The organism is Mycobacterium sp. NGS11 (genome assembly GCF_059813315.1).
Window position 1 is genome coordinate 1 of record NZ_JCALEJ010000001.1, and the last position, 12,755, is coordinate 12,755.

General features: G+C 66.4%; 12 protein-coding genes and 1 pseudogene. All 13 read right to left on the reverse strand.

Annotated elements, in window-relative coordinates; translation table 11 throughout:
- Positions 1 to 293: pseudogene (locus AC5Y4T_RS00005) on the reverse strand (NADH-quinone oxidoreductase subunit M); the annotation flags it as partial.
- A 49-nt stretch (positions 294 to 342) separates the two neighbouring features.
- Complete coding sequence (gene nuoL / locus AC5Y4T_RS00010) at positions 343 to 2,229, reverse strand: NADH-quinone oxidoreductase subunit L (protein WP_499951446.1); 1,887 nt, start codon at positions 2,227 to 2,229, stop codon at positions 343 to 345.
- Between the two features lie 10 nt (positions 2,230 to 2,239).
- Complete coding sequence (gene nuoK, locus AC5Y4T_RS00015) at positions 2,240 to 2,539, reverse strand: NADH-quinone oxidoreductase subunit NuoK (protein ID WP_007772892.1); 300 nt, start codon at positions 2,537 to 2,539, stop codon at positions 2,240 to 2,242.
- Positions 2,536 to 3,324, reverse strand: a complete 789-nt coding sequence (locus AC5Y4T_RS00020) for an NADH-quinone oxidoreductase subunit J (protein WP_499951944.1) — start codon at positions 3,322 to 3,324, stop codon at positions 2,536 to 2,538. The genes nuoK and AC5Y4T_RS00020 overlap by 4 nt, the downstream gene beginning before the upstream one ends.
- Positions 3,325 to 3,359: 35 nt before the next feature.
- Complete coding sequence (gene nuoI / locus AC5Y4T_RS00025) at positions 3,360 to 3,905, reverse strand: NADH-quinone oxidoreductase subunit NuoI (RefSeq protein WP_499948745.1); 546 nt, start codon at positions 3,903 to 3,905, stop codon at positions 3,360 to 3,362.
- Positions 3,898 to 5,160 (reverse strand): NADH-quinone oxidoreductase subunit NuoH, encoded by a 1,263-nt coding sequence (nuoH, locus tag AC5Y4T_RS00030; RefSeq protein WP_499920196.1) that lies wholly within the window; start codon positions 5,158 to 5,160, stop codon positions 3,898 to 3,900. The genes nuoI and nuoH overlap by 8 nt, the downstream gene beginning before the upstream one ends.
- Positions 5,161 to 5,165: 5 nt before the next feature.
- On the reverse strand, positions 5,166 to 7,580 hold the full coding sequence (locus AC5Y4T_RS00035) for an NADH-quinone oxidoreductase subunit G (protein ID WP_499951447.1): 2,415 nt from the start codon (positions 7,578 to 7,580) through the stop codon (positions 5,166 to 5,168).
- A gap of 6 nt (positions 7,581 to 7,586) precedes the next feature.
- Complete coding sequence (gene nuoF / locus AC5Y4T_RS00040) at positions 7,587 to 8,933, reverse strand: NADH-quinone oxidoreductase subunit NuoF (protein ID WP_499948740.1); 1,347 nt, start codon at positions 8,931 to 8,933, stop codon at positions 7,587 to 7,589.
- Positions 8,933 to 9,688 (reverse strand): NADH-quinone oxidoreductase subunit NuoE, encoded by a 756-nt coding sequence (nuoE, locus tag AC5Y4T_RS00045; RefSeq protein WP_499948738.1) that lies wholly within the window; start codon positions 9,686 to 9,688, stop codon positions 8,933 to 8,935. The genes nuoF and nuoE overlap by 1 nt, the downstream gene beginning before the upstream one ends.
- On the reverse strand, positions 9,685 to 11,010 hold the full coding sequence (gene nuoD, locus AC5Y4T_RS00050) for an NADH dehydrogenase (quinone) subunit D (RefSeq protein WP_499919860.1): 1,326 nt from the start codon (positions 11,008 to 11,010) through the stop codon (positions 9,685 to 9,687). Before nuoD ends, nuoE begins: the two co-directional genes overlap by 4 nt.
- Positions 11,010 to 11,717, reverse strand: a complete 708-nt coding sequence (locus tag AC5Y4T_RS00055) for an NADH-quinone oxidoreductase subunit C (RefSeq protein ID WP_499919861.1) — start codon at positions 11,715 to 11,717, stop codon at positions 11,010 to 11,012. The genes nuoD and AC5Y4T_RS00055 overlap by 1 nt, the downstream gene beginning before the upstream one ends.
- Positions 11,714 to 12,268, reverse strand: coding sequence for a NuoB/complex I 20 kDa subunit family protein (locus tag AC5Y4T_RS00060; protein WP_067126301.1), 555 nt, complete (start codon positions 12,266 to 12,268; stop codon positions 11,714 to 11,716). The genes AC5Y4T_RS00055 and AC5Y4T_RS00060 overlap by 4 nt, the downstream gene beginning before the upstream one ends.
- A gap of 8 nt (positions 12,269 to 12,276) precedes the next feature.
- Positions 12,277 to 12,654: an NADH-quinone oxidoreductase subunit A gene (locus tag AC5Y4T_RS00065; protein ID WP_499951946.1), complete on the reverse strand. Its 378-nt coding sequence runs from the start codon at positions 12,652 to 12,654 to the stop codon at positions 12,277 to 12,279.
- Positions 12,655 to 12,755: the final 101 nt, after the last annotated feature.

Sequence of the window (12,755 nt, forward strand, 5' to 3'; positions counted from 1 at the left end):
ACCGGAATCAGCACCGCAGTCAGCAGCACCAGCACCACCGCGATGCCGTCGACACCCAGGGTGTAGCCGGCGCCGAACGCAGGGATCCACTGATGCTTTTCGACGAATTGGTAAGGCGCGCCACCGGTCTTGAACCCGACCGTGACGACGATGGCCGCCGCCAGGGTCAGGATGCCGAAGACCAGACCGGTCCACTTGGCGAGCTGTCGAAGTCCGGGCGGCATCAGGATGATCAGCACGGAGCCGGCCAGCGGCACCAGCCACAGCACGCTCAGCCATGGAACGCTATTCACCAGCGCCGCTCCCTTTCATCGCCTGCCACCGCATCGTCGCCGGCACGAATCACCACAGCCGCACCGCCAGGATGAGCGCGACCACCAGCACCACGCCCGTCAGCATCGACAATGCGTAGTTGCGTGCGAAGCCGGTTTGCAACCCCCGCAGCCGATTTGACGTCGAGCTGACCAGCGCGGCCAGCGCGTTGACCGAGCCGTCGACACCCGCGTTATCGATGTCGACGAGCGCGTGAGTCAGTTGCGCACCGGGGCGCATGAAGACCTCCTCGTTGAAGGCATCGCCGTAGAAGTCGCTGCGTACCGCCGTCGTCAACGCCGACACGGAGAGCGGAGCGACCCGCGGGATCGGTATCTTCGCGTACAGCCGGTAGGCCACCGCGATGCCGATGACCACGACACCCAGCGCAAGGGCGGAGCTGACCCAGGCTGGGAACGCGTGGGTGACTTCCTCGTGCTTTCCGACGACCGGTTCGAGCCAGCTCTGCAGGGTGCCCCCTACCGCCAGCAGGCCACCGGAGAACACCGAGCCGACGGCGAGCAGGATCATCGGCCACGTCATCAGGGCCGGCGCCTCATGTGGATGGGCGCCTGGGCCCCAGCGCTTTTTGCCGAAGAAGGTCATCAGCATCACCCGGGTCATGTAGAACGCGGTGACGCCGGCGCCCAATAGCGCGGCGCCACCCAGCAGATAACCCTGGGTGCCACCGGCGGCCAGCGCCGCCTCGATGATGGCGTCTTTGGAGAAGTAGCCCGCGAAGGGCGGCACGCCGATGATCGCGAGATAGCCCAGGCCGAACGTGACGAACGTAATGGGCAGCGCCGCACGCAAACCGCCGTAGCGGCGCATGTCCTGTTCCTCGTGCATCGCGTGAATCACCGCGCCGGAGCCGAGGAACAAACCGGCCTTGAAGAAACCGTGGGTGAGCAGGTGCATGATCGCGAAGGCGTAGCCGGCCGGGCCCAGGCCGGCCGCCAGCACCATGTAGCCGATCTGGCTCATCGTCGACGCGGCCAGCGCCCGCTTGATGTCGTCCTTGGCGCAGCCGATGAAAGCTCCGAGCAGCAGCGTGACCGCACCCACGATGACCACGGCCAGTCGCGCGTCCGGGGACAGGTTGTACAGCGGGTTGGACCGCACGATCAGATACACACCGGCGGTCACCATGGTGGCGGCGTGGATCAGCGCCGACACCGGGGTGGGACCCTCCATGGCGTCACCCAGCCAGGCCTGCAGCGGGACTTGGGCGGATTTGGCGCACGCGCCCAGCAGCAACAGCAAACCCATGGCGGTCAGCGCGCCATGATCGGCTGCCGGCGCGCCGGCGAACACGCCGGAATACGACAGCGTGCCGAAAGTGCTGAACATCAAGAACATTCCGAGGGCCAGCCCGGCGTCGCCGACCCGGTTCATCACGAACGCCTTCTTGGCCGCGGTGGCCGCCGTCGGCTTGTGGTACCAGAATCCGATCAGCAGGTAGGAGGCCAGGCCCACGCCCTCCCAGCCGACGTAGAGCATCACGTAGTTGTCGGCGACGACCAGCAGCAGCATCGATGCCAGGAACAGGTTGAGGTAACCGAAAAACCTTCGACGGTCTACGTCTTCAGCCATATAGGCGACCGAATAGATGTGGATCAGTGACCCGACCCCGGAGATCAGCAGCACGAAACACACCGACAGCTGGTCGATCTGCAGCCCGAGGTCCACTTGGAGCTGGCCGACGGGGATCCAGCTGAACACCTTCTGGTGGATGAGGCGGTCGTCGGCGGCGCGGCTGAGCAGCTCGCTGAGCAGGCTCAGGCCCACCCCGAACGCCGCGAGGGCGGTGGCGCAGCCCAGCCAATGCCCCCACCGGTCGGTGCGTCGCCCGCCGAACAGCAGGATCGCGGCGCCGGCCAATGGCAGCGCCACCAGCAACCAGGTGTATTGAGTCATGTTGGCGTCGTCAGCCTTTGAGTAGGTTCGCGTCGTCGACGGATGCCGATTTGCGGGTACGGAAGATGGTCATGATGATCGCCAGGCCGATGACCACCTCGCAGGCGGCGACCACCATCGTGAAGAACGCGATCATCTGCCCGTCCAGATGCCCGTGCATCCGCGCGAACGTCACGAAGGCGAGGTTGACCGCGTTGAGCATCAGCTCGACGCACATGAACATGACGATGGCGTTGCGGCGCAACAACACACCGGAGGCCCCGATGGTGAACAGCAGTGCCGAAAGGTACAGGTAATTAGCCGGATTCATGACGTACCGCCTTGGGAGAGAGTCGGGCTCGGCTCGGTGGACGGGGTCCGCTTGCCGTCGGCGCCGCGACTCCGCAGCAGCGGCGACACCGAAAGCTTCGAGTACGAGCCGTCCGGCAGCAATGCGGCCACGTCGACGGCGTTGTGGCGTGCGTACACACCTGGGTTGGGCATCGGGGTGGGGTGCCCGCCCGCCCGGAATCGTTCCTGGGAGAGCTCGCGCTGTGTCTTGCGGCGCTCGAAGCGCTCGCGATGTGCCAGCACCATCGCACCGACGGCCGCGGTGATCAGCAGCGCGCTGGTCAGCTCGAACGCCCACAGGTAGCGCGAAAAGATCAGTGCCGCCAGCCCTTCCACGTTGCCGTTGGCGTTGGCGGTGGTGAGCCCGGCGAAACCGCCGGTGCTCAGGTTGCCGATGGCGGCGATCAGCAGAATGCCGAACCCCATGCCCGCCGCCACCGCGGCGATCCGCTGACCGCGCAGCGTCTCCTTGAGCGATTCCGCCGAGTCCACCCCGATGAGCATCAGCACGAACAAGAACAGCATCATCACGGCGCCGGTGTAGACCACCACTTGAACCACGCCCAAGAACAGCGCGTCCTGAATCATGTAGAAGACCGCCAGGATGATCATGGTCATCGCCAGGAACATCGCCGAGTACACGGCGTTGACGGCGGTGACCACCCCGATCGCGCCCAGCACCGCCAGGACGCCGAGCACCCAGAAGGCGACCGCCTCGCCGGTGGACGTGCGGACGATGGTGTCCGGCGCGAAATTCGATGCCACGACGACGGCGTGGTCGGCCAATCCGGTCAATCCGGTCACCGGGATTCTCCGGCCTGCTGGGTTTCCCGCAACCCGTGCGCGGTCACATTGCCCTGGTAGTAATCCTTGTCGGTGGCGCCGGCGGTCCTGGGGTGCGGCGGCGCGAGCATGTCTTGCAGCAGTGGCGCCAGGAGCCGGTCCTTCTCGTAGATGAGGTCCGCACGGTTGTCGTCGGCCATCTCGTAGTCATTGGTCATGGTCAGCGCCCGGGTGGGGCACGCCTCGACGCACAGTCCGCAGCCGATGCACCGCAGATAGTTGATCTGGTAGACCCGGCCGTAACGTTCCCCGGGCGAATACCGGAGTTCCTCGGTGTTATCGGCTCCCTCGACATAGATGGCGTCGGCCGGGCATGCCCAGGCGCACAATTCGCACCCGATGCATTTCTCGAGGCCGTCCGGGTAGCGGTTGAGCTGGTGACGGCCGTGGTAGCGCGGCATGACGGGGCCGGGCTTCTCCGGATACTCCTCGGTGACGTTCTTTTTGAACATCGATCCGAACGTCACGCCGAATCCGGCCACGGCGTCCAAGAATTTAGCCACGTGCTTCCTCCTTGCTCGCCGCCGCCAGGGACTTCATCGGCAGCGGCGGTGTCGGGAATACCGGGGTGGGGCGTTCCGCGGCCGGCAGCTTCTTCGCCTCGCGGCGCATCTGTTTCTCGAGCGCGCGAATGCCCGGTGCGCTGAACGGCTTTCGCAGCAACAGCACCAGCGCGGTGGCGAACACGACGCTGCTCGCCACCAGGACCGGGGTCCAGTGCTGGAAGCCCTGGTTGCGCAGCGTGCGAATGACGGCGGCGATCAGCACCCAGACCAGCGAGGCCGGGATCAGCAGCTTCCAGCCCAGCCCCATGAACTGGTCGTAGCGCAGCCGGGGCAGCGAGGCCCGCAGCCAGAAGTAGATGAACAGGAAGGTCCACATCTTCGCGGTGAACCACAGCACCGGCCACCAGCCGGTGTTGGCGCCCGCCCACATGTTCAGCGGCCACGGCGCGTGCCACCCACCGAAGAACAACACGGTGGCCAGCGACGACACCGTCATCATGTTGACGTACTCGGCCAGCATGAACATCGCGAACTTCAGCGACGAGTACTCGGTGTGGAATCCCGCGACCAGCTCACCCTCGGCCTCGGGCAAATCGAAAGGCGCACGGTTGGTTTCGCCGACCATCGAGATCAGGTAGATCACGAACGAGGGCAAGAGCAGGAACACGTACCAGACCCGGTCCTGGGCTGCGACGATCTGCGACGTCGACATCGAGCCGGCGTAGAGGAAGACCGCCGCGAACGAAAGCCCCATCGCCACTTCGTAGGAAATCACCTGGGCCGTGGAGCGCACCCCGCCCAGCAGTGGGTAGGTGGACCCGGAAGCCCAGCCGCCCAGCACGATTCCGTACACACCGATCGCCGACAGCCCCAGGATGAACAGCACCGCCACCGGCAGGTCGGTCAGCTGCAGCGGTGTGCGGTGCCCGAACACCGACACGACCGGACCGAACGGGATGAACGCGAACGCGGTGAAGGCCGGGATCGTGGAGATGACCGGCGCCGCGAAGTAGACGAACTTGTCGACGCCGCCCGGGGTGATGGTTTCCTTGAGCGCTAACTTGATTCCGTCGGCCAGGCTCTGCAGCGCACCCCACGGTCCGACCCGGTTGGGCCCGGGCCGCAGCTGCATCCAGCCGAGGATCTTGCGTTCGAGCAGAATCGCCACCAGCACGTTCAACATGAGGAACGCGAAGATCGCCAGCGCCTTACCGAGCACCAACCACCAGGTGTCGTGCCCGAACGCGGTCAACGCTGTCATGAGCCGACTCCGATCTTGACTGTGCTACCGACCGATACGCCGAGTCGGCGGTGCACCGCCGAACCGGGTGAGTTCACCGGAAGCCACACCACCCGGTCGGGCATGTCGGTGATCACCAGCGGCAGGCTGATGGATCCGTGCGAGGTGCTGACGGTGACGGCGTCGCCCTCGGCAGCGCCGATCTCGGCCGCCGTATCGGCGGACAGCCGGGCGACGGATGCGCGCGCGGTTCCCGCCAGATGCGGCTCGCCATCTTGTAAACGGCCGTTGTCCAACAGCATTCGCCACCCCGCCAACACCGCCTCGCCCGCCGCGGGCTGGGCCGCCTCGGCGGCCGCGACGTCCGGGCTCGCGGCGCGCTTGCCGTCCCACCCCCGCAGCGCGGCCAGTTCTTCGCGGGCGCTGGCGGCGGTGGACATGCCCAGGTACACGCCCATTTCGTCGGCAAGCGTGTCGAGCACCTGGTGGTCGGATTGGCTGGCGTCCTGAGTGGTGCGCAGCGCGGCCTCGAACGGCCGGAAGCGGCCCTCCCAGTTGACGAATGCGCCGGCCTTCTGCGTCGTCGACGCGACCGGGAACACGACGTCCGCGCGTTCGGTGACCGCGCTGTGCCGCAACTCCAAGCTGACCACGAAGCCGACGCCGTCCAGCGCCGCCAGCACCGCTTGGGGGTCGGCGAAGTCGTTGGGCTCGACACCGCCTACGAGCAGGGCCCCCAGCGTGCCGTCGGCGGCGGCGGCGACGATTGCGTCGGCGTCACGTCCACTGCCGGAGGGCAATTCGGAGACGTGCCATGCCTGGGCGATTTGCGCCCGGGCGGTGTCGTCGTCGACCGGCCGGCCACCGGGCAGCAGCCCCGGCAGCGCACCGGCTTCCAGGGCGCCCCGCTCGCCTGCGCGACGCGGCACCCAGGCCAGGCGGGCGCCGGTGGTGTCGGCGAGCCGGGCCGCGGCCGACAGTGCGCCCGGCGCCGTGGCCAGCCGTTCGCCGACCATGATGACCGCCCCCGCGGTGGAGAGCAGCTCGCCCACCTCGCCGCTGGCCAACCCGTCCAGTGCCGAAGCTTCGGCGCCGGGAACGGTTTTGATCAGCCGCCCGGACATCTTGGTCAGCGCGCGGGTGGCGAAAGGCGCGATGGCGTAGACCGGCAGCCCGTGCTTGCGGGCCGCCTTGCGCAACCGCAGGAAGACGATGGGCGACTCGTCTTCGGGCTCGAATCCGGCCAGCACGACGACCGGCGCCCGCTCCAGATCGGCGTAGCTGACGGAAATCGGTTGGCCGGCGATCCGGGCGGCCAGGAAGTCGGCCTCCTCGGCCGAGCTCGGACGCGCGCGAAAGTCGATGTCGTTGCTGTCCAACACGATTCGCGTGAACTTGGAGTAGGCGTAGGCGTCCTCCAAGGTCGCCCGGCCGCCGACCAGGACGCCCGTGCGCCCACGCGCCGCTTCGAGGCCCTTCGTCGCGACGGCGATCGCGTGCGACCACGACGCCGGTTGCAGCGAGCCGTCGGCGTCGCGGATCAGCGGAGTGGTGAGCACGTCGGCCTGGGTCGCGTAGGTGAACGCCCACCGGCCCTTGTCGCAGTTCCACTCCTCGTTGACTTCGGGGTCGTCGCCGGCCAACCGGCGCAGCACCTTGCCGCGGCGGTGGTCGGTGCGCTGCGCGCATCCGGAAGCGCAGTGCTCGCAGACGCTTGGGCTGGAGACCAAGTCGAACGGACGGGCCCGGAACCGGTACGACGATCCGGTCAGCGCGCCCACGGGGCAGATTTGCACGGTGTTGCCCGAGAAGTAGGAGTCGAAGGGTTCGTTCGCGTAGATGCCGACCTGCTGCAGGGCGCCTCGTTCCTGCATGTCGATGAAGATGTCGCCGGCGATCTGCTCAGAGAACCGGGTGCAGCGCGCGCACAGGATGCAGCGCTCCCGGTCCAGCAGGACCTGCGACGAGATGTTGATCGGCTTGGCGAACGTGCGCTTGACGTCGGTGAAGCGAGAATCGGCGCGGCCGTTGGACATTGCCTGGTTCTGCAGGGGGCACTCGCCGCCCTTGTCGCACATCGGGCAGTCCAGCGGGTGGTTGATGAGCAGCAACTCCATCACACCGTGCTGCGCCTTGTCCGCGGCCTCGGAGGTGAGCTGGGTGCGTACCACCATGTCGTCGGTGGCGACGGTGGTGCACGACGCCATCGGCTTGCGCTGACCTTCGACCTCGACCAGGCACTGCCGGCACGCGCCGACCGGTTCCAGCAGCGGGTGGTCGCAGAACCGAGGGATCTGAATGCCCATCAGTTCGGCGGCCCGGATCACCAGAGTTCCCTTGGGAACGCTGATCTCGTTGCCGTCGATGGTCAGCGTCACCATTTCCGGCGGACGCACCTCGTCGCCGGTTTCGGTTTTGGCCGCGCTAGTCATCGAGTCCTAACCTTTCGCGCCGTCGCGCTCCGCCGTCAGCATGGAGTCTCGTGGATCGAAGGGGCACCCGCCGCCCTCGACGTGCGCGACGTATTCGTCGCGGAAGAACTTGATCGACGACATCACCGGGCTGGCGGCCCCATCGCCCAAGGCGCAGAACGACTTCCCCAGGATGGTGTCGGAGATGTCCAACAGCTTTTGGATGTCTTCGTCGGTACCCTTGCCGGTTTCCAGCCGCTCGTAGATCTGGTCCAGCCAGAAGGTGCCCTCGCGGCACGGCGTGCATTTGCCGCACGATTCGTGCTTGTAGAAGTAGGTCCAGCGCCGCACGGCACGCACCACGCAGGTGGTCTCGTCGAAGATCTCCAGCGCCTTCGTGCCCAGCATCGAGCCGACGCCGCCGACACCCTCGTAGTCCAGCGGCACATCGAGGTGCTCGTCGGTCAGCAGCGGGGTGGACGACCCGCCGGGTGTCCAGAACTTGAGCCGATGCCCGGCCCGCACGCCGCCGGCGTAGGCGAGTAACTCCCGCAACGTGATTCCCAGCGGGGCCTCGTACTGACCGGGCCGGGCGACATGGCCGGACAGCGAATACAGCGTGAAGCCCGGGGATTTCTCGCTGCCCATCGAGCGGAACCAGTCCACGCCGTTGCCGATGATCGACGGCACGCTCGCAATGGTCTCGACATTGTTGATCACCGTCGGGCAGCCGTAGAGTCCGGCCACGGCCGGGAACGGCGGGCGCAGCCGCGGCTGACCGCGGCGGCCTTCCAGCGAATCCAGCAGCGCGGTTTCCTCGCCGCAGATATAGGCGCCGGCACCCGCGTGCACCACCAGCTCCAAATCGAAGCCCGAGCCGTTGATGTCACGGCCCAGGTAGCCGGCGGCGTAGGCCTCGGCCACCGCGTTCTGCAGGCGGCGCAGGACCGGCAGCACCTCCCCGCGCACATAGATGAACGCATGACTGGCCCGGATCGCGTACGAGGCGATGATGACGCCCTCGACGAGGACGTGGGGCGTCGCCAGCATCAGCGGAATGTCTTTGCACGTACCGGGTTCTGACTCGTCGGCGTTGACCACCAGGTAATGGGGTTTGGCGGCCGCGCCGGTGTCGCCCTGCGGGATGAACGACCACTTCGTCCCCGTCGAGAATCCCGCGCCGCCGCGCCCGCGCAGCCCGGAGTCCTTTACCATCCCGATCACCGCGTCGGGCTCCATCGCCAGCGCCTTCTTCATCGCCTCGTAGCCGCCGTGGCGGTGGTAGGTCTCGAGGGTCCAGGATTCGGGATCGTCCCAGAACCGGCTGATGACCGGAGTCAGCGGCGTCGCCTGATTGTCAGAAGTCGTTGTCATTACTGGCCTTCCGGCGCGCTGGGCGCCTCCATGCCGAGTTCCTGGGCGACCTTCAGGCCGGCCAGGGTGGCCGCGCCGGCGCCGCCCTGGCCCTGGTCGGGGCGTTCGTCGGGCAGGCCGGCCAGGATGCGCGATGTCTCGCGGAAGACGCACAGCGGGGCGCCCCGAGTGGGCGACTTCGGCTCACCGGAACGCAGCGAGTCGACGAGTTCGCGCGCCGACTCCGGCGTTTGGTTGTCGTAGAACTCCCAGTTCACCATCACCACGGGCGCGTAGTCGCAGGCGGCGTTGCACTCGATGTGCTGCAGCGTGACCGAGCCGTCGGCGGTGGTCTCGTCGTTGCCGACGCCCAGATGTTCCTTCAGGGCATCGAAGATGGCATCGCCACCCATGATGGCGCACAACGTGTTTGTGCAGACACCCACCAGGTATTCGCCGGTGGGGCCGCGCCGATACATGGTGTAAAAGCTCGCAACCGCGGACACCTCGGCCCCGGTGAGCCCCAGCTGCTCACCGCAGAAATCCAGGCCCGCGGGTGTGAGATAGGAATCCTGGGCTTGCACCAGGTGCAGCAACGGCAACAGCGCCGAACGCTTGTCGGGGTAGCGGCCCATGATCTCTTTGGCGTCGACCTCCAGCCGGGCCCGCACCTCGGGCGGATACGTCTTGGGCGCGCCCTCGACGACGAACGCGTTGGGCTCCTCGGGCGGTGGGCCGAGCCGGATGAAGACCGGCTGCCCCTGGGGCCCGGTCATCGGTCCACCCCGCCCATCACCGGGTCGATGCTGGCGACCGCGGTGATCAGGTCGGCGACCATTCCGCCTTCGCACATCGCCGCGACCGCCTGCAGATTGGTGAACGAGGGGTCTCGGTAGTGCACTCGGTAGGGCCGCGTGCCGCCGTCGCTGACCATGTGCACGCCCAGCTCCCCGCGCGGCGATTCGACCGCCGTGTAGACCTGGCCTGCCGGGACCCTGATGCCCTCGGTGACCAGTTTGAAATGGTGAATCAACGCCTCCATGGAGCCGCCCATGATCTTGGCGATGTGTTCCGGCGAGTTGCCCAAGCCGTCGGGCCCCACCTTCAGGTCGGCCGGCCAGGCGATCTTGCGGTCCTCGACCATGGTCGGGCCGGGCTTCAGCTTGTCCAGACACTGCTCGACGATCTTGATCGACTCCCACATCTCGTTGACGCGAATCATGTAGCGCCCGTAAGCATCACACGTGTCTTCGGTGATTACGTCGAATTCGTAGTTTTCGTATCCGCAGTACGGTTCGCTCTTGCGCAGATCGTGGGGCAGTCCGGTGGCGCGCAGGATGGGGCCGGTGATGCCCAACGCCATGCAACCGGTCAGATCCAGATATCCGACGTCCTGGGTGCGGGCCTTCCAGATGGCGTTCTCGTTGAGCAGACCGCCCATGTCGCGCAGCACCTGCCTGAGTTCCTTGAGACCTTCGACGATCTCGGCTTCCGCGTTGGGCGGCAAGTCCTGCGCCACACCCCCGGGGCGGACGTAGGCGCTGTTCATTCGCAGGCCGGTGATCGATTCGAACAGGGTCAGGACGATCTCGCGCCCCCGGAATCCGACGAACATCGGCGTCATGGCGCCCAGTTCCATGCCGCCGGTGGCCAATGCCACCAGATGCGACGAGATCCGGTTGAGCTCCATCATCATCACCCGGATGACGTTGACCCGCTCCGGAATCTGATCGGTGATACCGAGCAGCTTCTCCACACCCAGGCAGTAGGCCGTCTCGTTGAAAAACGGTGCGAGATAATCCATTCGGGTCACGAACGTGACACCCTGGGTCCAGTAGCGGTATTCGAGGTTCTTTTCGATGCCGGTGTGCAAATAGCCGATGCCGCACCGGGCGTCGGTGACCGTCTCGCCCTCGATCTCCAGGATCAGCCGCAACACCCCGTGCGTGGAGGGATGCTGGGGCCCCATGTTGACGATGATGCGTTCGCCGGGATCGACAGCGCGGGCGGCTTCGACGACCTTGTCCCAGTCCTGGCCGCCGGCGACCACGAAGGTCTCGCCGGCGCCGTCGTGCGTCGCTTCGGTGGTAGTGCTCATCAGTTGTACGCTCTCCGCTCGTCGGGCGGGGGTATCTGCGCGCCTTTGTATTCGACGGGAATCCCACCGAGGGGGTAGTCCTTGCGCTGGGGATGCCCGTGCCAGTCGTCCGGCATCTCGATGCGGGTCAGCGACGGGTGCCCGTCGAAGATGATGCCGAAGAAGTCGTAGGTCTCCCGCTCGTGCCAGTCGGTGGTCGGATAAATCCCGAACAGCGAGGGAATGTGCGGATCACCGTCGGGCGCAGACACTTCCAGGCGGACGCGGCGATTGTGCGTGATCGACTGCAACGGATATACCGCGTGAAGTTCGCGTCCCGTCTCGTGCGGGTAGTGCACCCCGCTGACGCCCAGGCACATCTCGAAGCGCAGTCGCGGGTCGTCGCGCAGCCGGTGGGCGACCTGCTCCAGCGCTTCGCGCCGGACGTGCAGGGTCAGTTCGTCGCGGTACACCACCACTTTTTCGATGGCGTCGGTGAATTCGACGTTGTCCTTGCTCAGCGCGGCGGCCAGTGTGTCGACCACCTCGTCGAAGTAGCCGCCGTACGGTCGTGGGCTGCTGCCCGGGAGCAGGACTTCGCGCACCAGCCGCCCGTATCCGGACGTGTCACCGGAGCCCTTGACGCCGAACATGCCGCGGCGCACGTCGATGACTTCTTCGTCGGTGCGGCTGAGTGCTTCTTTGGGGTCTTGGTCAGGTGAGCTCATCGCAGCAGTCCGCGCATCTCGATCGTGGGCCGGGCCGACAGCGCCGCCTGCTCGGCTTCGGCGATGGCGGTTTCGCGGTTGACGCCCAGCGGCATCTCCTGAATCTTCTCGTGCAGCTTCAGGATTGCGTACAGCAGCATTTCGGGTCGCGGCGGGCAGCCGGGCAGGTAGATGTCCACGGGAACCACGTGATCGACGCCCTGCACCACCGCGTAGTTGTTGAACATCCCGCCGGATGATGCGCACACGCCCATGGCCAGCACCCATTTCGGCTCGGCCATCTGGTCGTAGATCTGACGTAGCACCGGAGCCATCTTCTGGCTGACCCGCCCGGCGACGATCATCAGGTCGGCCTGCCGGGGCGTTGCCGAGAATCGCTCCATGCCGAACCGGGCGAGGTCGAATCTTGGCCCGGCCGTTGCCATCATCTCGATGGCGCAGCAGGCCAACCCGAATGTCGCCGGCCACAGTGAGTTCTTGCGGACGTAGCCCGCGACCTTCTCGACAGTGGACAGCAGAATCCCGCCGGGCAGCTGTTCCTCAAGACCCACGTCCTACCTCAATCCCACGTCAGGCCGCCGCGGCGCCACACGTAGGCGTAGGCCACGAAAACCGTCAGCATGAAAATCACCATTTCGACCAGAGCGAAGGTGCCCAGCGCGTCATAGCTGACGGCCCACGGATACAGGAACACGATTTCGATGTCGAAGACGATGAAGAGCATCGCGGTGAGGTAGTACTTCACCGGAAAGCGCTGCCCGGCCGTCGCATGCGGGCCGCTCACCGACGTCTCGGTGGGTTCGATTCCACACTCGTACGCCGACATCTTCGACTTGTTGAAACGTGACGGGCCGGCCAGGCTCGCGATCGCCACCGAGCCCACGGCAAAGGCAGTGGCAACGGCGCCTAGCACCAGGATGGGTATGTAGACGTTCAACTCGCTCCATGATCCGTCGTACGAGCCGCCTGCAGCGGCCAGGCGGTAACCGGGCTGCTGTGACGAACCGGGCCGCAGGCCCGTCACAGTGATTTACAACA

Excerpts from the sequence above, each read along its gene's own strand:
- nuoL (WP_499951446.1), bottom strand. The coding sequence starts at position 2,229 with ATGACTCAATACACCTGGTTGCTGGTGGCGCTGCCATTGGCCGGCGCC.
- nuoK (WP_007772892.1), bottom strand. The coding sequence starts at position 2,539 with ATGAATCCGGCTAATTACCTGTACCTTTCGGCACTGCTGTTCACCATC.
- AC5Y4T_RS00035 (WP_499951447.1), bottom strand. The coding sequence starts at position 7,580 with ATGACTAGCGCGGCCAAAACCGAAACCGGCGACGAGGTGCGTCCGCCG.
- nuoF (WP_499948740.1), bottom strand. The coding sequence starts at position 8,933 with ATGACAACGACTTCTGACAATCAGGCGACGCCGCTGACTCCGGTCATC.
- nuoE (WP_499948738.1), bottom strand. The coding sequence starts at position 9,688 with ATGACCGGGCCCCAGGGGCAGCCGGTCTTCATCCGGCTCGGCCCACCG.
- nuoD (WP_499919860.1), bottom strand. The coding sequence starts at position 11,010 with ATGAGCACTACCACCGAAGCGACGCACGACGGCGCCGGCGAGACCTTC.
- AC5Y4T_RS00055 (WP_499919861.1), bottom strand. The coding sequence starts at position 11,717 with ATGAGCTCACCTGACCAAGACCCCAAAGAAGCACTCAGCCGCACCGAC.